This window comes from Micromonospora sp. NPDC048999, from assembly GCF_040649295.1.
Lineage (GTDB): Bacteria > Actinomycetota > Actinomycetes > Mycobacteriales > Micromonosporaceae > Micromonospora.
This window is the reverse complement of record NZ_JBEZFI010000016.1, coordinates 49,216-71,081: the sequence shown is the minus strand read 5'-3', so window position 1 is coordinate 71,081 and position 21,866 is coordinate 49,216. Positions and strand designations below refer to the sequence as shown.

General features: G+C 71.4%; 20 protein-coding genes and 1 pseudogene. 13 read left to right on the top strand and 8 right to left on the bottom strand.

Features of this window, described 5'->3' with window-relative positions; all coding sequences use genetic code 11:
- Positions 1 to 36: 36 nt before the first annotated feature.
- On the bottom strand, positions 37 to 1,554 hold the full coding sequence (locus AB0C02_RS18595; RefSeq protein WP_357549482.1) for an APC family permease: 1,518 nt from the start codon (positions 1,552 to 1,554) through the stop codon (positions 37 to 39).
- A 195-nt stretch (positions 1,555 to 1,749) separates the two neighbouring features.
- Between AB0C02_RS18595 and AB0C02_RS18590 the strand changes: the two genes are divergently transcribed.
- On the top strand, positions 1,750 to 2,403 hold the full coding sequence (locus AB0C02_RS18590) for a GPP34 family phosphoprotein (protein WP_357549481.1): 654 nt from the start codon (positions 1,750 to 1,752) through the stop codon (positions 2,401 to 2,403).
- Positions 2,404 to 2,441: 38 nt separating this feature from the next.
- Here AB0C02_RS18590 and AB0C02_RS18585 read toward each other — a convergent pair whose 3' ends face one another.
- From AB0C02_RS18585 to AB0C02_RS18560, 6 genes and pseudogenes are all read right to left on the bottom strand, one after another.
- Positions 2,442 to 2,978: a GNAT family N-acetyltransferase gene (locus AB0C02_RS18585; protein ID WP_357549480.1), complete on the bottom strand. Its 537-nt coding sequence runs from the start codon at positions 2,976 to 2,978 to the stop codon at positions 2,442 to 2,444.
- Between the two features lie 200 nt (positions 2,979 to 3,178).
- On the bottom strand, positions 3,179 to 4,072 hold the full coding sequence (locus AB0C02_RS18580; protein ID WP_357549478.1) for an SGNH/GDSL hydrolase family protein: 894 nt from the start codon (positions 4,070 to 4,072) through the stop codon (positions 3,179 to 3,181).
- Between the two features lie 119 nt (positions 4,073 to 4,191).
- Positions 4,192 to 5,336: pseudogene (locus tag AB0C02_RS18575) on the bottom strand (DUF6596 domain-containing protein).
- Positions 5,333 to 5,746 (bottom strand): YciI family protein, encoded by a 414-nt coding sequence (locus AB0C02_RS18570; protein ID WP_357549577.1) that lies wholly within the window; start codon positions 5,744 to 5,746, stop codon positions 5,333 to 5,335. Before AB0C02_RS18570 ends, AB0C02_RS18575 begins: the two are co-directional and overlap by 4 nt.
- Positions 5,747 to 5,834: 88 nt before the next feature.
- Positions 5,835 to 6,428 (bottom strand): dihydrofolate reductase family protein, encoded by a 594-nt coding sequence (locus AB0C02_RS18565; protein WP_357549476.1) that lies wholly within the window; start codon positions 6,426 to 6,428, stop codon positions 5,835 to 5,837.
- A 384-nt stretch (positions 6,429 to 6,812) separates the two neighbouring features.
- Positions 6,813 to 7,685, bottom strand: a complete 873-nt coding sequence (locus AB0C02_RS18560; RefSeq protein WP_357549474.1) for an SAM-dependent methyltransferase — start codon at positions 7,683 to 7,685, stop codon at positions 6,813 to 6,815.
- A gap of 296 nt (positions 7,686 to 7,981) precedes the next feature.
- Between AB0C02_RS18560 and hpnC the strand changes: the two genes are divergently transcribed.
- From hpnC to AB0C02_RS18510, 10 genes are all read left to right on the top strand, one after another.
- Positions 7,982 to 8,839 carry a squalene synthase HpnC gene (gene hpnC / locus AB0C02_RS18555; RefSeq protein ID WP_357549473.1) on the top strand — a complete coding sequence of 286 codons (858 nt, stop codon included), beginning with the start codon at positions 7,982 to 7,984 and terminating at the stop codon, positions 8,837 to 8,839.
- Positions 8,836 to 9,705 carry a presqualene diphosphate synthase HpnD gene (gene hpnD, locus AB0C02_RS18550; RefSeq protein WP_357549470.1) on the top strand — a complete coding sequence of 290 codons (870 nt, stop codon included), beginning with the start codon at positions 8,836 to 8,838 and terminating at the stop codon, positions 9,703 to 9,705. Before hpnC ends, hpnD begins: the two co-directional genes overlap by 4 nt.
- Positions 9,702 to 11,069: a hydroxysqualene dehydroxylase HpnE gene (gene hpnE, locus AB0C02_RS18545; RefSeq protein WP_357549467.1), complete on the top strand. Its 1,368-nt coding sequence runs from the start codon at positions 9,702 to 9,704 to the stop codon at positions 11,067 to 11,069. Before hpnD ends, hpnE begins: the two co-directional genes overlap by 4 nt.
- Positions 11,066 to 12,073 carry a polyprenyl synthetase family protein gene (locus AB0C02_RS18540; RefSeq protein WP_357549465.1) on the top strand — a complete coding sequence of 336 codons (1,008 nt, stop codon included), beginning with the start codon at positions 11,066 to 11,068 and terminating at the stop codon, positions 12,071 to 12,073. The genes hpnE and AB0C02_RS18540 overlap by 4 nt, the downstream gene beginning before the upstream one ends.
- Entirely contained in the window at positions 12,073 to 14,025 is a 1,953-nt protein-coding gene (shc, locus tag AB0C02_RS18535) for a squalene--hopene cyclase (RefSeq protein ID WP_357549463.1), read from the top strand. Before AB0C02_RS18540 ends, shc begins: the two co-directional genes overlap by 1 nt.
- Positions 14,022 to 15,572, top strand: coding sequence for a 4-hydroxy-3-methylbut-2-enyl diphosphate reductase (gene ispH / locus AB0C02_RS18530; RefSeq protein WP_357549462.1), 1,551 nt, complete (start codon positions 14,022 to 14,024; stop codon positions 15,570 to 15,572). The genes shc and ispH overlap by 4 nt, the downstream gene beginning before the upstream one ends.
- Positions 15,569 to 16,570, top strand: a complete 1,002-nt coding sequence (gene hpnH / locus AB0C02_RS18525) for an adenosyl-hopene transferase HpnH (protein ID WP_357549460.1) — start codon at positions 15,569 to 15,571, stop codon at positions 16,568 to 16,570. The genes ispH and hpnH overlap by 4 nt, the downstream gene beginning before the upstream one ends.
- 530 nt (positions 16,571 to 17,100) lie before the next feature.
- Positions 17,101 to 17,493 (top strand): hypothetical protein, encoded by a 393-nt coding sequence (locus tag AB0C02_RS18520; RefSeq protein WP_357549458.1) that lies wholly within the window; start codon positions 17,101 to 17,103, stop codon positions 17,491 to 17,493.
- On the top strand, positions 17,490 to 18,029 hold the full coding sequence (locus tag AB0C02_RS18515) for a hypothetical protein (protein WP_357549455.1): 540 nt from the start codon (positions 17,490 to 17,492) through the stop codon (positions 18,027 to 18,029). The genes AB0C02_RS18520 and AB0C02_RS18515 overlap by 4 nt, the downstream gene beginning before the upstream one ends.
- Positions 18,030 to 18,270: 241 nt before the next feature.
- Positions 18,271 to 18,927 carry an HAD family hydrolase gene (locus AB0C02_RS18510; protein WP_357549454.1) on the top strand — a complete coding sequence of 219 codons (657 nt, stop codon included), beginning with the start codon at positions 18,271 to 18,273 and terminating at the stop codon, positions 18,925 to 18,927.
- Here AB0C02_RS18510 and AB0C02_RS18505 read toward each other — a convergent pair.
- The gene (locus tag AB0C02_RS18505) at positions 18,924 to 20,258 is read right to left on the bottom strand and encodes a helix-turn-helix transcriptional regulator (protein WP_357549453.1); all 1,335 of its coding nucleotides are present in this window, start codon (positions 20,256 to 20,258) and stop codon (positions 18,924 to 18,926) included. The genes AB0C02_RS18510 and AB0C02_RS18505 overlap by 4 nt on opposite strands.
- Before the next feature lie 443 nt (positions 20,259 to 20,701).
- Here AB0C02_RS18505 and amcA point away from each other — a divergent pair, with 443 nt between their 5' ends.
- Positions 20,702 to 20,884: a multiple cyclophane-containing RiPP AmcA gene (amcA, locus tag AB0C02_RS18500; RefSeq protein WP_357549451.1), complete on the top strand. Its 183-nt coding sequence runs from the start codon at positions 20,702 to 20,704 to the stop codon at positions 20,882 to 20,884.
- The gene (locus AB0C02_RS18495; protein WP_357549449.1) at positions 20,884 to 21,852 is read left to right on the top strand and encodes an NAD-dependent epimerase/dehydratase family protein; all 969 of its coding nucleotides are present in this window, start codon (positions 20,884 to 20,886) and stop codon (positions 21,850 to 21,852) included. The genes amcA and AB0C02_RS18495 overlap by 1 nt, the downstream gene beginning before the upstream one ends.
- Positions 21,853 to 21,866: the final 14 nt, after the last annotated feature.

The window sequence follows — 21,866 nt, the reverse complement described above, 5'->3', positions numbered from 1 at the left end:
CCAGGCGGGCCGTCGTGGGTGGAACCGGGGCGGCCGTTACCGGTGACCGGCGTGTGACCACCGCTCGGGTTCCGGCGCCGGCGCCGGGTGCAGGCCCGGCTCGTGCAGCCCGTCCTCCGCGACCCGCCCGATCCGGGCGTACGCCTCGGGGCGGATCGACTTCAGGGCGATGCCCCAGATGAGGCCGATCACCCCGGCGAGCACCGGGAACGCCGGCAACAGCCACTTCAGGTAGCTCGGGTTCTCAGGGTCGAGCAGAGCGTCGAAGTTGAACACCAGCACCACCAGCACGACGCCGAGCATGATCGTGCCGAGCACCGGCGCGAGCAGCCGCTGCCAGATGGTCTCCGGACCAGGCCGGCCGTGGAAGAACCCGACCACGGAGGCGGAGGTCAGCGTCATCAGCAGCACGACGCCGACCGCCGCCGCGCCGGACAGCCAGGTGAACAGGTCGACGATGGGGTCCCGGCCTGCCATCGCGAAGATCAGGAAGACCACCACCGCGAGCGCGCTCTGCACGAGCGAGCCGGCAAGGGGTGCACCGCTGCGGGCCGAGGTCGCGGCGAGGAAGCGCGGCAGAACCCGCTCGCGGCCCAGCGCGAAGAGGTACCGCGCGACACCATTGTGGAAGGAGAGCAGCGCCGCCAGCACCGAGGTGATGAACAGGACGTTCGCGATGTCGGCGACCGCCGTGCCCGCGTACTGCTCAAGCGCGCCGAAGACGACGCCCGGGCCTGCATCCGCGGAGGCCTGGGCCGCGTTCTCCGGGCCGGTCAGCACGCTTAGCGCCCAGGCGGAGGCGGCGTAGAACAGGCCGGTGAAGGCGACCGCGAGGTAGGTGGCCCGGGCCACCGTCCGCCGCGGATCCTTGACCTCCTCGCTGTAGATGGCGCCGCTCTCGAAGCCGGTGAACGAGGCGATCGTGAACGCCAGCACCGCGCCGAAGCCGGTGGTGAACAGATTGCCTGGATCGATGCCGGCGAAGCTGACCGTGCCCTCCGCCGGGTGGGTGAGGGAGACCGCGTCGAAGATCAGCACGACCACGCACTCAAGGCCGAGCAGGACCGCCAGCACCGTGGCGTTCAGGTCGATCCGCAGGATGCCGAGCAGACCGACGAAGACCCAGGCGAGCAGGGCCCAGACCCACCAGGCCAGATCCAGACCCGCCTTGTCGGCGAAGAAGTCCTGGAGGATGGCGCCGATCAGACCGTAGAGACCGATCTGGATCGCGTTGTACGCCGCGAGAGCGACCGCCGAGCCGGCCACCCCGCCGGCCCGGCCGAGGCCGTTCGCGATGTACGCGTAGAAGGCGCCGGCGTTGGCCACGTAGCGGCTCATCGCCGCGTAGCCGGTGGCGAACACCGCCAACACTGCGGCGAGGAGCACGTATCCCAGCGCCGCGCCGACGTTGCCGCTCACGGCGAACATGGTGGTGACACCACCACCGAGCACGGTCAACGGCGCGGAGGCCGCGACGGTGAAGAACACCAGGTGCGCCGTGCCCAGGCGACCACGGCGCAGACCACTATCAGAAAAGAACGAATCAGCCGACAAGACTTCTCCAGGGCGTGGGAAGGGGTTGAAGCCCGTGTTAGAAGAGCCGGGAGCAGAGTATTGGTGATCACGGATCGTCACAACCCCGCTTCTCGTTGATCACCTGATGACGGAACGATCGTCCGAATTGAACTGCGCGTGGTCATGCCGTACCGTGCCGTGTCGACGATCACGGCCGTCTGCTGAGGATGGACTATGACCTACTCCGGCGCACCCCCGACGTACCGGCTGGCCGACGCGTTGTTCCTCATCGGCCATGACGAGTTTTCCGGCAAGCCGCACGGGGCCTCCGACCGGCTCGAGTGCGCACTCGCCGGGGCCGCGCTCGCCGAGCTGATGTTCGAGCGCCGGATCGCCGTGGAGGACGGCAGGATCGTCGCGATCGACGGACGTTTGTGGCAGGAGCCGCTGACCGATCTGCTGATCACCGAGATCATGCGACGGGAGGGCGCCCACCCGATCCGGTTGTGGATCCGGTATCTGCGGGATCACCTGAACATCTGCGAGCGGGTCGGCACCCGGCTGGCGACCGCCGGTGTGGTGCGGCGGGAGCAGGGCCGGCTGCTCGGCCGATCGGTCCGCTGGCCCGCGGTCGATCCCAACCAGGCCGCCTCGCCGAGGGTGCGGTTGACCGCGATGCTGATGCGTCAGCCCAGCACTGACCTCGACGTGGAGACGCTCCTGCTGGCGGCTCTCATCGAGCCGGTGAATCTGGGTCCCAACGTCTTCGACTCGCAGGTGAGCGCACGGATGCGGGAGTGCGGAAAGCTGCTGCCGGGGGTGTTGCAGAGCCTGCTCGGAGCCGTCGTCGCCGCGCTCGACGCGTCCACCGTCAGCATCCGGCGCTGAGCGCGCCTGCCCCGCCGCAGCGGGGCAGGCGCCGCTGATCAGGCCGGGTTCCGCCACATCGGGTAGAGGCTCGGACCGTCCGGAAGGTCGAGAGTAGACGAACTGGCCGCGAAACCGTGCCGCTTGTAGAGCGCCGCGTTACGCGGCGAGCTCGCCTCCAGGTAGGCAGCCGAGCCGGCCTCGTCGAGCTGGGCGAGCTTGTGCCGCAGCAGGGCCGAACCCACCCCCTTGCTGTGCTGGTCGGGGTGCACCGCGATGAACGGTAGATACCAGTGCGGCTCGCTCGGGTGGTTGGCCGCCATCAGCCCGTCGAGGACCGCGAACCGCTTCGCCGCGTCCGCGCCGACAGCGGCTTCCAAGGCCTGCAGCAGATCCGGTCCCTCGTCGGGCTCATCGCTGCCGTCGGCGGGCAGCCACAGGGTGACGCCCGCCCCCTCGCCGGCCAGATAGACCTCTCCCGCCTCAAGAACGAGACCGACGAACTCTCCGAAGAACGCGGGATGCGCCTCCGCCCGATGCTCCTCGTCCGGGAAGATCCATTCGCTGACCGGGTCACGCATGAACGCTTCAGCCATGACCATCCCTACGAGCGCGGCGTCGGCGCTCGACGCTCGGCGGATGTCTTCCTGCGAACCAACCACTCCTGCTCCCCACGTTGGTGTCACTGACTTGATCGATGAGCGCCGAGTACGCTACCAGCCGCGATGCCCAGCGGTGCCCACCAAAAGTCCCCAGGGAGATGCCTGAGGCGACCTATGTGGAGATGCGGCCGGCGTCAGCTGTTCAGCTTGGCCAGTACGGCGTTGGCCATGCCCTGCTCGCCGGTGGCGTTCGGGTGGAACGGGGCGGCCGAGTTCTGGGGGATCAGCCCTTCGATCCACCGGGTTCCGCTGCTCTGGCATGCGTCGCGGCCGATCGATGGCGTGTACACGTCGGCGTAGGTGGCGTTGTTGGCGGCCGCGGTACTGGCGAGCATCGCGTTCAACGACTTCTCGACGGCGCGCAGGTACGGCACGTCCTGATAGGCGATCGGGACCACGGGCCAGCAGCCGTAGCCGCTGTCCGGCAGGATCGCCGGGTACCCGATCACCGCGACCCTCGCGCCCGGGGCGGCCGCATGAACCGCCTGCAGCACGGCGGTCACCTTCGGGGCGGCGGCGTTGATCCTGGCCTGTAGTTGGTCGGTGCCTCCGGCGGTGTACTTGTTCTTGCACGGCGACCCGAGCGGGCTGCTCAAGCTGGCCTGCGCGCAGTCGCTGATGATGCTGGAGAAGCCGATGTCGTTGCCACCGATCTGCACGGTGACCAGAGCGGTGCTGGAGGTCACCGCAGCGAGCTGCGGCGGTACGGAGATGCCCAGCTGACCGCTGCCGCTGTTGAGGATGTCGTTGGTGGTGGCCCCGGAGCAGCTGACGTCGGCGAACGACGAGGAGCCGGCGGATGCGGCGACGAGGGTTGGGTAGTTGCGGTTGGAGCGCAGGCAGTTCAGGTCGACCTGCGTGGGAATGAGCGGACCGGCGGTGTACGAGTCGCCCAGCGCGACGTAGCGTCCGGTGGGCACGGCGGCGCTGGCGGGCTGGGTGAAGGCGAGAAGAACACCGGCGGTGGTGGCGGCGATCGCGGCCATTCGGGTAGCCGCTCGGAGGACCGGCAGGCGGGGACGGGTCATGGCACCTCCCAGGGGAATCATGGGGTGCCGTGATTCTGTCCGCGCCGATGACAGACGTCAATATTTACCAGATTCTTTCAATGCTGGTCGCGACAACCGTCAGAGGGTGCTCGCGGCGATCACCGATGGTGCAACCGGGCCGCTTGCCGGGCGAGGTAGTCCCGTTCGGCGATGCTGCGCGCCCGGGCGGCCGCGCGAGCATAGTGCTCGGCGGCGGCGTCGGGGTGTCCGGCCCGTTCATGCAGGCGGGCACGCACCGCGTCGAGCCGGTGATGATCGCCGAGCCGCGCCGCGATCTCCTCGACGGCGCGCAGCCCGGCAAGGGGACCGTCGACCTCGCCGACCGCGATCGCGCGGCTGAGCGCGGCCATCGGATTGTCGGTGAGTTCGAGGAGTTCGTCGTACCAGGCGAGGATCTGCGGCCAGTCGGTTTCCGCGGCGATGCGGGCGTCGTCGTGCAGGGCGGCGATAGCGGCCTGGATCTGGTACTCGCCGCGCCGGTCGCGGGCCAGCGCCGCCTGCAGGATCCGCACGCCTTCGGCGATCTCGGTCAGGCGCCATCGGGCGCGGTCCTGTTTGTCCAAGGGGATGAGCGTGCCATGCTCGTCGCTGCGCGCGTCGCGGCGGGCGTGGTGCAACAGCATCAGCGCCAGCAGCCCGGCAACCTCGGGTTCGCCGCACGCGAGGACCAGTTGGCGGGTGAGGCGGATGGCTTCGGCGGACAGGTCGACGCGGCCAGCGTGCCCCTCGTTGAACATCAGGTACAGCACCCGCAGCACGACCGCGACGTCACCGGGCTGAGCGAACGGCTGGCCGCTGATCGTCCGCTTCGCGCGGCTGATGCGTTGTGCCATGGTCGGCTCCGGAACCAGGAACGCGTCGGCGATCTGCCTGGTGGTCAGCCCGCCGACGGCGCGCAGCGTCAGCGCGATCGCCGACGCGGGGCTCAGCGCCGGGTAGCAGCACAGGAACAGCAGCAACAGCGTGTCGTCGGCTTGTGCGGCCGGTCCGGGTTCGGACTCGAGGGCGAGGCGTCCTCGCGCCGGCGTCGTGCCGCCTCGGAGCGCCGCGTATCCAGCAGTTTGCGGCCCGCGACCGTGAGCAACCAGCCCTTCGCGTCGTCGGGGGGCGCGTCACCCCACGACCGGTGCGCCTGCAACAGCGCCTCCTGCACGGCATCCTCGGCCGCCGCGAAGTCGTTGCCGCGACGGACGAGGATGCCGAGCACCTGCGGCGCCAGGACGCGGACGATGCGCTCGTTCACTCCATGGCGGCGGGTGCGCCGCTCATCACCGGCCGCACCTCGATCCACTCGTGGATCGGCTGCCCGCCCTTGCCCGGCGCGGACGACAGGTAGGCCGCGACCTCGTGCGCCCGTGTTTCAGACTCAACGTCGATCATGAACCAGCCCGCGGCGAGTTCCCTGGTCTCCGGAAACGGGCCATCGGTGGTCACCGGCGCCGCATCCGGCCCGCCATAGCGAACGTAGGTCACGTCCGGATTCAGCGCCTGCACGTCGACGAACTCGCCCTGCTGGCGCAGCATCTCGCCCACGTGCCGTTGGAACGCCATGTGCGCGGTGATTTCGTCCTCGGTCCACTCGCTCATCGGCACGAAGTTCGGGTGATGCTCCGGGCCACCCTGGTAATTCTTGAGCAGAAGGTACTTCGGCATCTTCACTCCTCGTATCACGCGGCAGCCATCGCGCCGCCGCCACAGGGGGGACGGAACCGGGCACGGCTTCTCGACATCGTCCAGGTGGTCAGCCACCCGCCGCCGCGTACGTCGCGATGATCGCTCCCGTGCTGGTCACCTGGCTTTCGACCAACCGCAGCGGGCGGCGCGCGCCGTCGTCGCGGAACAGTCGCTTACCCCCGCCCACCACCAACGGATCGATCATCAGCCGGAGTTCATCCACGAGGCCCAGGCCCAGCAGACTCTGGAGCAGTACGGGGCTGCCAATGATATGCAGGTCCTTGCCCTGCTCCGCCTTCAACGCGCGCACGGCCGTACCGATGTCGCCGCGCAGCAGCGTCGAATTCTGCCAGCCGAGCGGCTCGTCGAGCGTCGTCGAGGCGACATACTTCGGCAACGCGTTGAGCGGCTCGGCGAGCACCTGCTGGTCCTGTGGCGCGTCCGGCCAGTGCGCGGCGAAGATCTCGTACGTGCCGCGCCCCAGCAGGTAACCGCCCGCGCCGCGCACGTTCTCGATCACCCAGTTCATGGACAGATCATCAAAGTAGCGGGCATGCCAGCCACCGTGCCGGAAACCACCGGTCACATCTTCATCGGCGTAGCTGGGGGCCTGCACCACCCCGTCCAGTGTCATCCACTCGTTTGCGATCAACTTCCGCATTCTGGTCTCCTACGGTCGCTGCCCTGCGTTCGCCGCAGCGCAGCCTGACGTCCCGTCACCCAGGACGGAGCCCGGCGCCCGTCCTCGACATGCCATCAACGGCGCACGGCGGCGATCCGCACCGCCGAACGCGCCGGCGGGCGCGCTGCAGCGCCGCCGCTGACATGGGTAGCGACACCGGCGTGGCGCGGGCGAGGGGGCACCCTCCTTGAGGCCGATATGCCGCTGCGGCATATTCATGCCTCAGCGGCATCTCACTTTTGGGCCGTCTTCAAAAGGGCAAGCACTACCCCCCCGTATTCAAGGCCCAATTTCGAGACTCGGTGGCTGCCGGGATCGCGTCACCGCCTGCATGGTGATCATGAGGCGCCCGAAGGCGTCGACTCAGGGCTTGCGGGCGACGGCCGCGTACATGGAGGCCTGCGCGGCGGGCGTCCGGCGCTCGGGCGGACCGTCCGGGCGCCATTCGGTGACGGGGCTGATGCCCGGCGGAACGAGTTCCAGGCCGTCGAAGAACGCGGCGAACTCGTCCCTGGTCCGGAAGGCCATGTCGATCATGCTGGTCGTGGTGACCGGCGCCGCGGTGGCGGCGACCTCGCGTGGCACCAGGTCGGTGGTGGCGTGCGAGATCACCACGTAGCTGTTTGACGGGAGGGCCTCGATCAGCCGACGAGTGATCCCGTAGGGATCGTCGTCGTCGGTGAGGAAGTGCAGGATCGCCACCAGCATCAGCCCGACCGGCCGCTCAAGATCGATCGTGGCCCGGATGTCGGGGTGGCTCAGGATCCGCTCCGGGTCGCGCAGGTCGGCGTCGACGTACGCGGTGGCACCCTCCGGCGCGCTGGTCAGCAGGGCGCGGGCGTGCGCGAGCACGATGGGGTCGTTGTCGACGTAGGCGACCCGCGAGTCGGCCGCGATCTGCTGGGCGATCTCGTGCATGTTGGGGCTGGTCGGGATGCCCGTGCCGATGTCGAGGAACTGCCGGATGCCGGCCGTCTCGGCCAGGTGACGGGTGGCCCGCCGCATGAACCGTCGGTTTTCAATCACGGTGGTCCGGATCGCCGGGTAGGCTGCGGCGACGGCGTCGCCGGACTGTCGGTCCGCCGCGAAGTTGTCCTTGCCGCCGAGCCAGTAGTCGTAGCGGCGGGCGGGATGTGGCACGGACGGGTCGATCCGCGCCGACGGCGACTGCTCCGGTGCTGGGCGTACGCCCGATGTCGTGTCCGCCACCGCGACCTCCCCGTCCATGATGGGCATCCACCGAGATCATAGCGGCCCGACCCGCGGCCGGAGGGCCCGCTCAAGTCGCGCTGCGTCCTGCCACCCGCCACGGCTGAGCCGAGCCGTCGCCCGCCCGTCTCGGCTCAGGGGATTTGGCGCGAATCAGGGAATTGGCACCGATCTGCATGGTTAAGGTGAATTCACGCTGGCTCCGGGGATCGGCGTTCCCCCGGCGCCGCCCGCGCCGCCCATCGCCGCGCGCGGTCCTGCACCGGGCGCTGCCCGGACGAGCAGACACCGTCGGCCCCGTGCCCGGCCAGGAAGGAATGCTGATGAGCCAACGCACGGCCGTCGCGGCGCTAGGCCGGGTCGAGCAGGCCCGGTCGCGGGAGAACTTTCCGGTCGCGCTGCGGGTCCTGCCCGGCCGGTACCGCCGCCATCTGCTCGCGATCTACGCCTACGCCCGCCAGATCGACGACATCGGGGACGAACCCCTGCCCGACACCACCGATCGGCTCGCCGCGCTCGACGACATCGAGGCCGAGCTGCGGACCCTCTACGCCGGCCGCGAGGTGACCCATCCGGTGGTGCGCGCCCTCGCGCCCACCGTGGCCGAGTGCCGGCTGCCCCTCGACGCGCTCGTCCGGTTGATCGAGGCGAACCGGGTCGACCAGCGGGTCACCCGGTACGCCACCTTCGACCAGCTGGTCGAGTACTGCACCCTGTCGGCCAACCCGGTCGGCGAGCTGGTTCTGCACGCCTTCGAGCAGGTGGGACAGGCCAGGATCGCGCTGTCCGACCGGATCTGCACAGCGTTGCAGCTCGTCGAGCACCTGCAGGACGTGGCCGAGGACCACCGCCGGGGTCGGATCTACCTGCCGGCGGAGGACATGGACCGGTTCGGCGTCACCGAGGCCGACCTCGCCCGCCCCGCCGCCAGCCGCCAGCTCCGCGACCTGATCGAGTTCGAGGCGGAGCGGGCCAGCGCGTGGCTCGACGCCGGCGCACCGCTCGTGGCGGCCCTGCACGGCTGGGCCCGGATCGCGGTGAGCGGCTACCTGGCCGGCGGCCGGGCGACCCTCGACGCGCTGGCGGCGGCCGACCACGATCCGCTGCCGGCCACCGTTCGCCCCGAAGGCCGGCGCATCCTGCGCCGCTGGCTGTCCGCCACTGTGAGGAGCGCTGGATGACGACGATCTGCGACGTCGACACGGCCTACCGGCGCTGCGAGCAGATCACCCGCAGCCGGGCCGCCAACTTCGCGTACGGGATCCGGCTGCTGCCGCCGATGAAACGCCGCGCCCTGTCGGCGATCTACGCCATGGCCCGGCGCGTCGACGACATCGGCGACGGCACCCTGCCGCCGGACGAGAAGCTGGACCACCTGGCCCGTACCCGGGAGGCGCTGCACCAGTTGCCCGGCAACGACGACGGCGACCCGGTACTCACCGCGCTCGGCGACGCCGCGCTCCGGATGCCGATCCCCCTGGCGGCCTTCGACGAACTCATCGACGGATGCGCCGCCGACGTGACCGGCCGGGAGTACGCCACCTTCGACGACCTGCACTGGTACTGCCGCTGCGTAGCCGGCTCGATCGGCCGGCTCTCCCTCGGCGTGTTCGGGGCCGCCGACCCGACCCCGGCCGAACCGCTGGCCGACGCGCTGGGCGTAGCGCTGCAACTGACCAACATCCTGCGCGACCTGGTCGAGGACCGGGTCGACGGGCGGGTCTACCTGCCGGCCGAGGACCTGGACCGGTTCGGCTGCACCCTGCGGCTGGACGGCACCCGGTTCACCGACCCGCCCGAGCGGCTGGTCGAGCTCGTCCGCTTCCAGGCGCGTCGGGCCGCCCAGTGGTACGACACCGGGCTGCGGCTGCTGCCCCTGCTGGACCGGCGCAGCGCGGCCTGCACCGCCGCGATGGCCGGCATCTACCGCCGCCTGCTCACCCGGATCGCGGCCGACCCACTGGCGGTCACCCGGAGCCGGGTGTCGCTGCCCGGCCGGGAAAAGGCGTGGGTGGCCGCCCGCGCGCTCGTCGGACGCTCCACATGACCGCCCCGCAGGAGCCGGGCGAAGCCGGCCGCGTCTGCGTGATCGGGGGCGGCCTGGCCGGCATCGCCGCGGCGATCCGCCTCGCCGAGCAGGGGTTACCGGTGACGCTGCTGGAGAGCCGACCCGAACTCGGCGGAGCGACCTACTCCTTCCGCCGCGACGGGTTGACCGTCGACACCGGCCAGCACGTCTTCCTCCGCTGCTACCACGCCTACCGTGGCCTGCTGGACCGGCTCGGCGTCACCAGCGACACCGACGTGCAACCACGGTTCGCGGTGCCGGTGCTGCTGCCGGGACGGGCCCCGCACCTGCTGGCCCGCCGCCGGCTGCCGGCACCGGCGCACCTGCTGCCCGGGCTGGCCGGCTACCGGCTGCTCACCCCCGGGGAGCGGCTCGCCGCCGTGCGAGCCGCCGCCGCGCTGCGAAACGTCGACCCCGACCTGCCGGCGACCGACGGCCGCAGCTTCGGCGACTGGCTCGCCGAGCACGGCCAGAACGAGCGGGCCGTACGTCGACTCTGGGATCTGATCACCGTGGCCGCGCTGAACCTGCCCAGCGCCCACGCGTCGCTTGCCCTGGCAGCCCGCGTGTTCCGCACCGGGCTGCTCGACGCCGCCGACGCCGGCGACATCGGCCGCCCCACGGTCCCGCTGACCGAACTGCACGCCGTGCCGGCCCGGCGGCTGCTGCACCAGCTCGGCGCCCGGGTGCACACCCGGTCCCGCGTCCGGTGGATCCACCCGGAAGACCACGGCTTCCGCGTCGGCCTGACCGCCGGCGAGATCGCCGCGGACGCCGTCGTCCTGGCGGTGCCGCACCAGGTCGCCGCCGCGCTGGTGCCGCCGGTCGCCGCGCCCGGCGCCGGCGACTGGCACCGGCTCGGCGCGGCGCCGATCATCAACGTGCACCTGCGCTACGCCCAGCGGGTCACCGAGCTGACCATGGCCGCAGCCGTGGAGTCCCCGGCACAGTGGATCTTCACTCGGCCCGGTCCGGACGACACGCAGCAGGTGGTGGTGTCCCTGTCGGCCGCCGACACCGAGATCGACCGACCCGCCGCCGAACTGGTGGCGGCCCAGCGCGCGGCACTCGCCGCGCTGTTCCCCGCCGCGCGGCACACCCCGGTACGCGACGCGTTCGTCACCCGGGAGCCGCGGGCCACCTTCCGGCAGGCACCCGGCACCCGCGCGTACCGGCCGGCCACGACGACCCGCCTACCTGGGCTGGTGCTGGCCGGCGCATGGATCGACACGGGCTGGCCGGACACGATGGAGGGCGCGGTGCGCAGCGGCCAGGAGGCCGCGGACGTCGTCGCCCGCCAGCTCGCGTCCCGGCCCCGACATCACACGGAGGCCGCACGATGACCATCGCGCACAGCCACAGCACCAGCCAGATCCACACCCACGTGGAACCGGCGATCCGGGTGCTGCTGGACCGGCTGGACCCAGGTAACCGGCTGGTCGCCGGCTATCAGATGGGCTACTGGAACGCCGACGGGTCGCCCGCTGCCTGCCGGGGCAAGGGGCTGCGCCCAGCGCTGGCCCTGCTGTCCGCCCAGGCCGCCGGGGCCGAACCCGAGGCCGGCGTGCCGGCCGCCGCCGCGGTCGAACTCGCGCACAACTTCTCCCTGCTGCACGACGACGTGATGGACGGTGACACCGAACGTCGCCACCGGCCCACCGCCTGGGCCGTGTTCGGCGTCAGCCGCGCCATCCTCGCCGGGGACGCCCTGATCGGGCTGGCGTACGAGGCTCTCGCCGAGGTCACCGGTGGCGGTCCGGCGGTGCGGCGACTCGCCCTGGACGTGCGCGCCCTCATCCGTGGACAGGGCGCCGACCTGGCCTTCGAACACCGTGACGACGTCTCCCTCGACGAGTGCCTGACCATGGCCGGGGACAAGACAGCCGCCCTGCTGTCCGGTTCGTGCGCGCTCGGGGCGCTGCTCTGTGGCGGCCCCGCCGGGCTGGTCGACGGGCTGTCCCGGTTCGGCCTGCACCTCGGGCTCGCTTTCCAACTCGTCGACGACCTGCTCGGCATCTGGGGCGACCCTTCCCGTACCGGCAAGCCGGTCGGCTCGGACCTGCGCGCCCGCAAACGCACCATCCCGGTGGTGCGGGCGGTGACCGACGGCGGTCGCGCCGGCCGGGCGCTGGCCGAGCTCTACCGGTCGCCGGCACCGCTGGCCGACGAGGACGTCGCCCGCGCGACCGCACTGATCGAGGCGACCGGGGCCCGTGAGTGGACGCGGCAGCGGGCGGCGCGGGAGACCGAGCGGGCCCGGGCGGAGCTGGCCGCCCTGGACCTGCCCGACCACGTCCGCCGCGAACTCGCCGACATCACCACCTTCATCACCGGACGGGATCACTGATGACCGAGCTGCTCTCGCCGAAGCCCACCGCGTCCGTCGTCACCGCCCCGCTGGCGGGTGAAACCGCATCCGACGAAGTCCGGGAAGCCCTGCGCCGGGCCCGCGACCACCTGCTCGCGCTGCAGGACGACGCCGGTTGGTGGAAGGGGGACCTGGCCACCAACGTCACCATGGACGCAGAGGATCTCCTGCTACGGCAGTTCCTGGGCATCCGTACCGCCGAACAGACCGCCGAGTCCGCCCGCTGGATCCGATCCCAGCAGCGGCCCGACGGCGCCTGGGCCACTTTCCACGGTGGCCCAGGCGACCTGTCCACCACGATCGAGGCGTATCTGGCCCTGCGGCTGGCCGGTGACCCGCCCGCAGCGCCGCACATGGCGAACGCCGCCGCGTTCGTCCGCGAGCACGGCGGGCTGGCCGCCAGCCGCGTCTTCACCCGCTTCTGGCTGGCCCTGTTCGGCCACTGGCCCTGGTCCCGGCTGCCCGCCGTGCCGCCCGAGCTGGTGCTGCTGCCCCCGTGGGTACCGTTCAACATCTACGACTTCGCCTGCTGGGCCCGCCAGACCATCGTCCCGCTGTCCATCGTCCGGGCGCTGCGCCCGGTGCGGGACCTCGGCTTCACCGTCGACGAGCTGCGCGTCGCCGCCGTGCCACCGCGACCGCCCCGGCTACTGTCCCGGCCCGGCGTGCTGCACCGCCTCGACCGGCTCGCCGCCGGCTACGAGCGGATCGCCCGTGGCCCGCTGCGCCGCAACGCGCTGCGCCGGGCAGCCGAGTGGATCGTGGCCCGCCAGGAGGCCGACGGATCCTGGGGCGGGATCCAGCCGCCCTGGGTGTACTCGCTGATGGCGCTGCACCTGCTCGGCTATCCGTTGGACCACCCGGTCCTGCGCAGCGGCCTGGCCGGGCTGGACCGGTTCACCGTGCGCCAGCCGAGCCCGGACGGCCCGCTGCGCTGGCTGGAGGCCTGCCAGTCACCGGTCTGGGACACCGCCCTCGCGGTCACCGCGCTCTCCGACGCCGGGCTGCCGGCCGGGCATCCCGCCCTGAAGCGGGCCGGCATGTGGCTGCTCGACGAGGAGATCCGGGTCCGCGGCGACTGGGCGGTCCGCCGGCCGCACACCCCGGTCGGCGGCTGGGCCTTCGAGTTCGAGAACGACGGGTACGCCGACACCGACGACACCGCCGAGGTGATCATCGCGTTGCGGCGTACCGACGTACCGGCCGACCCGGCCGTGCTGCGGGCCGTCCGCTGGCTGCTCGGCATGCAGTGCCGCGACGGCGGCTGGGCCGCCTTCGACGCCGACAACACCCGCGAGGCGCTCGGTGACCTGCCGTTCTGCGACTTCGGCGAGGTCATCGACCCACCCAGCGCCGACGTGACCGCGCACATCGTCGAGGCGCTGGCGGCGGAGAACTTCGCCGACACGGTGCCGGTGCGGCGCGGCGTGGCCTGGCTGCTGCGGACACAGGAGCCGGACGGGTCCTGGTTCGGTCGCTGGGGAGCCAACCACGTCTACGGCACCGGAGCGGTGGTGCCGGCCCTGGTGGCCGCCGGCCTGCGGCCCGGGCACCCGGCGATCCGCCGAGCCGTCGACTGGCTGCTCTCGCACCAGAATCCCGACGGCGGGTGGGGCGAGGACCTGCGCTCCTACCGGGACCCGGCCTGGATCGGGTGCGGTGAATCCACCGCCTCCCAGACCGCGTGGGCGCTGCTCGCGCTGCACGCCGCCGGACACGGGTCGGGGGAGGCCGCCACCCGCGGGGTCCGCTGGCTGGTCGACACCCAGCGGCCGGACGGCGGCTGGGACGAGCCGCAGTACACCGGCACCGGCTTTCCCGGCGACTTCTACATCAACTACGGCCTGTACCGGCTGGTCTTCCCGATCAGCGCCCTCGGCCGGATCCTGGACGCGCGCGCCACCGGCCTCGACGCCGAGGCACTGCCGTGACCGAACCAACGGACAGTCCGCCCTGGACGCTGTACGCGCCGATGCGCGCGGAGGCGTCGGCGCTGCGGCGCGGTCTGGCCCACCGCGCCTCGCCCGGACGACCGGTGCTGCGGCGCACCGGCGTCGGGCCGCGGCGCGCCCGGGCGGCCGCCGCCCGCCGCCCGGCCGGCGGAACCCCGGTCGCCGTCGCCGGGATCGGGGGAGGGCTGGCCCCGGGGCTGGCCTGCGGCGACGTCGTGGTGGCCAGCGAGGTGCGACATGACCCGCTGACCCACGGCGGCTCGCCGCGGGTGCTGCTGCCCGACGCCCCCATGCTCGCCGCCGCCCTGCGCCGGCGCGGGTTGCGGGTGCACGTCGGCCCCGTACTCAGCACCGACCGGCTGGTCGACGGCGCGGACCGGACCCGGCTGGCCGCGACCGGCGCGCTGGTCGCCGACTGCGAATCCGCGTGGCTGCTGGCCGGCCGTGGCGACCGGCCGGCGGCCTGCGTCCGGGTGGTCGCCGACACGGCGGCCGGGTCGCTGTACCGGCCGGCCACGCTCCGCCGGATCCGCACCGCGCTGGCCGTGCTGCCCGCCGTGGCGTCGGCGCTGGCCGAGTGGGCCGCGGCGGGCAGCCTGCGGCAGGTCGTGCTGGCCTCGCCCCGCTCCTTCTGCGCCGGCGTGGAGCGGGCGATCGCGGTGGTGGAGCAGGCACTACGACAGCACGGCCCACCGGTCTACGTCCGCAAGCAGATCGTGCACAACGCCCGGGTCGTGGCCGACCTGCGGGCCCGCGGCGCGGTCTTCGTGGACGAACTCGACGAGGTGCCGGACGGCGGCGTCACCGTCTTCTCCGCCCACGGGGTGGCCCCCGCAGTGCGGCAGGAGGCCGCCGAGCGGCGCCTGCCGGTGATCGACGCCACCTGTCCACTGGTGGCGAAGGTGCACGCCGAGGCACGCCGGTTCGCCGGCCGGGGCGACACCGTGCTGCTGATCGGGCATGCCGGCCACGAGGAGACCGACGGCACGCTCGGCGAGGCGCCCGGGCGGATCCGCCTGGTACCCGACCCCGCCACGGCCGAGACCGTGTGGGTGGACGACCCGGCCCGAGTGTCCTACCTGGTCCAGACCACCCTCGCGACCGACGAGGTGACCGGGGTCGTCGACGCCCTGCGCCAGCGCTTCCCGGCGCTGGGCGGCCCCGGCTCCGACGACATCTGCTACGCCACCACCAACCGCCAACAGGCCGTCACCGAGGTCGCGGCCCGGACCGACGTCGTCCTGGTCGTCGGCTCGGGCAACTCCTCGAACTCGCGCCGGCTGGTCGAGGTGGCCGAGCGGGCCGGCGCGCGGGCGTACCTGGTCGACGACGTCAGCCAGGTGGACCTGCGCTGGCTCGCCGGTGCCGCGACGATCGGCGTCTCCGCCGGCGCCTCGGCGCCGCCTGCGCTGGTCGACGAGGTCGTCGCCGCGCTCACCGCGCTCGGGGCGGGGGAGGTGAGCGAGCACACCACGACCATCGAGGACGTCGCTTTCACCCTGCCGAAGGAGGTACGTCAGCCATGAGCATGCCGTTGCGCCAGAGCCTGCGGATCGCCGGCTACCTAATGGAACAGAAGATGCGCGGACGCAAGAAGTTCCCGCTGCTGCTCGAACTGGAGCCGCTGTTCGCCTGCAACCTCAAATGCGCGGGCTGTGGCAAGATCCAGCAGCCGGCGGACCTGCTGAAGCGCCGGATGCCGGTGGAGCAGGCCCTCGCCGCCGTGCAGGAGTGCGGTGCGCCGATGGTCTCCATCGCCGGCGGCGAGCCGCTCATGCACCCGCAGATCGACACTCTCGTCGCCGAGCTGGTACGGCGCAAGAAGTTCGTCTTCCTGTGCACCAACGCCGTCCTGATGCCGAAACACATCGACAAATTCCGCCCCTCGCCGTACTTCGCGTTCACCGTGCACATCGACGGGCTGCGGGAGCGGCACGACGCGGCGGTCTGCAAGGACGGCGTCTTCGACGCCGCGGTGGCCGCCGTCCGGGACGCCAAACGGCGCGGCTTCCGGGTCACCAGCAACACCACCTTCTTCAACACCGACACCCCACAGACCGTCATCGAGGTGCTCGACTACCTCAACGACGAACTGGGCGTGGACGAGATGATGCTCTCCCCGGCGTACGCCTACGAGAAGGCGCCGGACCAGGAGCACTTCCTCGGCGTCACGGAGACCCGGGAGCTGTTCCGCAAGGCGTTCGCCGGTGGCCGGCGTCGCCGCTGGCGGCTCAACCACTCGCCACTGTTCCTGGACTTCCTCGAGGGGAAGGTGGACTTCCCCTGCACCGCCTGGGGCATCCCGTCGTACTCGCTGCTGGGTTGGCAGCGGCCCTGCTATCTGATGAACGACGGATACGCCGCGAGCTACCGGGAACTGCTGGACTCGACCGACTGGGACAGCTACGGCCGGGGCCGCGACGCGCGGTGCGCCAACTGCATGGCGCACTGCGGGTACGAGCCGACCGCCGTGCTGGCCACCATGTCCTCGCTGCGCCAGTCGCTGCGGGCCATGCGCAACTGATGGCCCGCTGGTTCGAGGTTCGAGTCCCTGGCGGCCCACCAGGCGAAGAACCCCCAGCGACGCCCAGTCCAGATCAGCAGTCGCGCTCAACGTGGCCCCTGCTCGACGACGCGGAGAAGGGTGACGGCGAGCCAGTGGCCGCTGTACCAGTACCCGGGTCCGAGCCGGTGCAGCGTGCCTTGACCGAGGTGCGCGGCGGATGTGCGCACCAACGTAGGTCGCCGCCAGACTTCTCAACGCCGACCAGGCGTACGCCGTCTTCTTCACGAGCGGGCTACGGCTGTGCGGCGCCGGTGACGATGCCGTCAGCACCCTCCGCGAATAGGGCCCATCGGACCTCACCCCGGATCCCATGGCCTGGTCAAATGTGCGGGTATCAGGTCACCGGTGATGGCGGTGTTGGCATTGGCGCACCTTGTTGATCTTCTTCGCGGACCGGCCCGCCGTGACCCCGTGACGGCTTGCCGGACTGTTCATGGCGGGCTGTGGCTGGGCGTGCATCCGCCTCCCGATGTATTAGCGTCAGGGGCATGGGGAAGCGTGCTGCGAGGTATGAGCCACTGACGGTGGCGCGCCTGGGTGCCCTGCTCGTCGGAGCTGACGAGACGCGACGGTGGCGGCTGGTGGCGGAGTTCCTGGAGGAGTACCGATGGGAACCGTCCGAGGTGCGCGTTGGTCTGCTGGAACTGGAACCATCGCCTACCGGGGACGAGCACTGGGACGTATTCCTCGCAGCATTGGCGGAGCATTTGGCGGCCAAGGACGGGCGCGGTGCGCCGTCGTGGGTCGAGACGCGGTCGCTGCGGCGTTTCTGGTTTCCCTTCAACACCCGCGCCGCCCGGGTTGACGCGGTGGTGCACGCGCCGGCGGCGTTCCGTCGTCGTGGCGTATACGTGTCGGCGCAGGAGTTGAACGTCGCGTGAGTCTCGATGATCCGCTGTTGGACCGTGCCGCGATCGAGGACGCGTTCCGTCGGCTCGGGGACCGGCTGGCCAGGCGAGGCGTGGTCGCAGACCTGTACATCTTCGGTGGCGCCGCCATGGCTCTGGCCTACGACGCACGACGGGCGACCCGTGACATCGATGCCGTGTTCCAGCCGCACGGGGTCGTGCTCGACGAGGCGCGAGCCGTCGCCGACGAACTCGGCCTGCCGCACTGGTGGCTCAACGAACAGGCGAGCGCCTACGTCGCTCCCGTGGTGTGGTGCGGCGGCTCAACTCGCCGACAGGCGATCCTTCATGTGTGGGCCTCCCATCTTTCGACGCCTCCGACATGTCGGCACGAACAAGAGCAGGCACCCCAGGACTGGGAGTGCCTGCCCGCATCGATGGCCGACCGCGCCAGGCGGCGGTGCGGGAACGTACAAACAGTACGCCCCGGCAACACCGATTCAGTCAACCCAATATCGCGTAACGAATTGGTCGCGGACCTTGTCGTTGGTTCTTTCTGGTGCTACTGAGTGCCCTCCTGCGGTCCGGAGTGCCTTCCAGTGCCTGCCCGGTCCATCCGTCCGGCGCCTCCTGGGACAGGCGCAGAGCGTGGTTGTCGGGCTCCGAGGTGAGGAACGGACGCCGGCAATCGAACCGGCACCCGGGGCGGCACCGATGTAAGCGCAGCCGCCTCAACCTGCACCGCCTAAATTCGCAGCGGGCTGCCGCCATAGTGTTGATCACTTTGGGCAAGAAGGGCACAATCGCAGGGTGATCGCGAGCGTGTTCTTCGATGTGGGCGAGACGATCGTCGACGAGTCCCGGGAGTACGGGACCTGGGCGGACTGGCTGGGCGTACCCCGGCACACCTTCTCGGCGGTCTTCGGGGCGGTGATCGCTCGCGGCCTGGATTACCGGGAGACGTTCCAGGTCTTCCGGCCCGGGTTCGACCTGGCCGAGGAGCGGGAGCGCCGTGCTGCTGCCGGTCAGCCGGAGCACTTCTCCGAGGCGGACCTGTACCCGGATGCCCGGCAGTGCCTGGCTGCGCTGCGCGAGTTGGGCGTGCAGGTTGGCCTGGCCGGTAACCAGACCGCACGGGCCGAGACGATCCTGCGCGCTCTGGACCTGCCGGTGGACGTGATCGGCACGTCGGACGGTTGGGGCGTGGAGAAGCCGTCGGCGGCGTTCTTCGACCGCGTTGTGGCGGAGGCGGGCTGCCCAGCCGATCAGGTGCTGTACGTCGGGGACCGGTTGGACAATGACATCCGGCCCGCGCAGGAGGCCGGGATCGCGACCGCGCTGGTGCGGCGCGGCCCGTGGGGGCACATCCTCGACGACAAGGCCGTTAGCGAGCGGTGTCTGTTCCGGCTCGACTCGCTGGCTGAGCTGCCCGAGTTGGTGCGCAAGCACAACGAGTCGGCGGTTTAGCTGCCGGGTAGGGCGGCTCGGCTGGCGGCGAGGGCGGCGATCCGTTCGTCGAGCTGCCTGCCCTGCCGGCTGTCGCCGAGTACGGGCCGGACGGCCCTGACCCGCTCCAGGCCGGTGCCGTACCAGTCGTTGTGCAGGGCGTCCATCGCTTGGTTGAGGTAGTCGGCGGCGTGGTCGCCGTCGCCGCTGTGTGCGGTGGCGAGGTCGGCGAGGATAACGCTGCGCTGCTTGGCCGCGGTGGCGCTCAGGCCGGCCAAGGCCGTGGTGAGCTGTCTGGCGGCCTCGGGGTGGTCGTCGGCCGCGAGGGCCGCGTAGCCGGCGAAGGAGTGCAGTCGGCCGGCGTCGTAGAAGTCGAGCCATTCCGGCGGGGTGGGGTTGGCCTCGATCGCGGTTGCGGCGAGGTCGATCTGGTGGCGACTGGCAGCTCCGGCGCCAGCACGGGCTTCGACTTCCGAGGCGACGCAGTGTAGCCAGGAGCGGACGGCCGCGCTGACGCCGTGCCAGGTGTGCTGGAGCGCCGCGTCGATCAGGGGGCGGGCGGCGGAGGGGTCGTGGCTGAAGGCGGGGATGAAGGCCATGTGGCCGAGGACGGCGGTGGCCAGGGCGTGGTCTCCGGCTTCCCGGGTGGCGGCGAGGGCGACGTCGTAGCAGCGCTGGGCGATGGCGGGTTGGTTGAGGTCGAAGAACGCCAGCCGGGCGGTGAGGAGCGCGGATTCGGCGAGGGCGGTGGCGAGTGCGACGCGGCTGGCGCCGCTCGCCGCGCGGACGAGCCCGGTGCCGAGCTGCGTGTGGGCGTACGCGGCCTCGTAGAGCGGCCGGGCCGGGCTGGTCCAGTACAGCGCCCGCTGGCAGCGGACGATTTCGGTGTAGGCGTCCGGGTCGATGGTCTTCGTGTCGGCGTGCGCCGGCTGCGGGTCCAGTGACAGCAGCGGAGCGACCAGGGGCAGCATGCTGGCGCCGAACAGTGCGCGCAGGACGGCTGCCCGGTCCCAACCGCCTTCGTTCTCGTCTCCGGTGAGCATGTCCCACAACCTCCTGAACTCGTGCAGTGTTTCCGCCTGCGGGCACATGGCCAGCTCGTCGGGGGTGAGGAGGCCGAGCTGGCTGGCTGGCTTGTCGAAGATGGCCACCAGGTGCTTGCGGTAGCGCGGGTCCGGCCATCGTTCGCCGGTCTCCCATCGCCGCACCGTGTTGGCGTTGAGCCCGGTGTCGGTCTCTCCGGCGTGGCTCATCTCCGCGCGGATGCGCTCGGCGACCTCCTCGTACGACCAGCCCCGCTGGAGTCTCTCCCACGCTAGCCGCCGGTTGGGGGGATAGCGCCGTCCGGCCATCTGAGCACCTCCCGCGTTGTCTGTCGACGAGGGTCACGCTAGTCATTTCCGCTACGGCCCGTCATTACCTGGTCGCCAGCGGACGGGCAGTGGACGGTACCGCCCGGCCCCTGTGGACGGTTCGCTGTTGACGAGCATCGAAGACCGCTGCTGAGCGGCGGGCCAGCTCACCGACCCATTGTCATCGACGCCAGGGGATTCATGGTGGACAGATTCATCGAGTCTGACAAGGCGGCCAGGGAGTTTGCCCGGCCGACTGTGGCAGCGGCCGGATGCGTGTTCGTGAGGTTGACTCCTCGTCCGCGTACCGCCATCGGGGCTGCGCGGGCGTGTGACCGGCGGGGTGCTCCCAGTCGCCGCCTCGCGCTGGTGGACCCGCCGGGATCCCGGCGGGTCCACCAGGACTGGCAGCCGAGGGGCCAGGTTCGGCGAGCGGTGGCGTCATGACCGTGTACGTTTCGCGGCACGCTCTCGCCAGCAACACGGGCACGCCATGCCCCTTGGCTTCCGCCTCGGCGCGGGTGGCTACCGGCCAGGCGACCGTGCTGCCGTCCGACCCGCCCCTCCTCACGCACGCGTGGCAGCGGGTGTTCGCGCAGCGGACCGGCGTTGGCGGGCAGCGATGATGGCCCGGGTGCTGGTGACCGGCGCTGCCGGGTTCATCGGCTCACATCTGGTCGACGCGCTTCTCTCCCGGGGTGTGGAGGTGGTCGGCGTGGACCGCCGCCGGCTCGGTGAGCACGCCATCGCCGATGAGAACCTGGCGGCGGCGGTCGGGAATCCGCTGTTCACTCCGCTGTGCCGGGACCTGTCCACCGACCAGCTCGACGACGCCGTGGACGGCTGCGACACCGTTTTTCACCTGGCCGCCCGGCCGGGAGTCCGTCCGTCGTGGGGCGCTGAGTTCGTCGACTACGCCCAGGCCAACGTGCTCGGCACCCACCGGCTGCTCGACGCCTGCGCTCGGTCGGGCGTGCGGCGGCTGGTCTACGCCTCCTCGTCCAGCGTCTACGGCCCGGCGAACCGGCCCAGCCGTGAAGCTGACCCGACCTGCCCGGTCTCGCCGTACGGGGTGAGCAAGCTCGCTGCCGAGCATCTGTGCCTGGCCCATTCCCGACGGCCGGACAGCCAGCTCACCGTCGTGGCGCTGCGCTACTTCACCGTGTACGGGCCGCGGCAGCGGCCGGACATGGCCATCGGCCGGCTGTTGTTCGCCGCCTACACCGGCTTCCCGATCACGATCTTCGGCGACGGCAGCCAGCGGCGGGAGTTCACCTACGTCGGCGACGTCGTCGCCGCAACGCTCGCCGCCGCGCACGCGGATGCCCGCTACGCCGTGGTCAACGTCGGCGGCGGGTCGAGCGTCTCCATGCGCGGCGCGATCGACGAGGCGTCCAAGGTCACGGGCCGGCACATCCCGGTCCAGGTAGCGGACGCCCAGCCCGGGGACGTCCCCTCGACGTCGGCCGACCTGACCCGCGCGGGCCGGCTGCTCGGCTTCTGGCCCACCGTCGGCCTACACGAGGGCATGGCACGCCAGTCCGCCTGGCTGGTCAACCTTTCCCGCGATCGGCTCGCCGCCTTCACCTCCTGACTCAAAGGAAGACT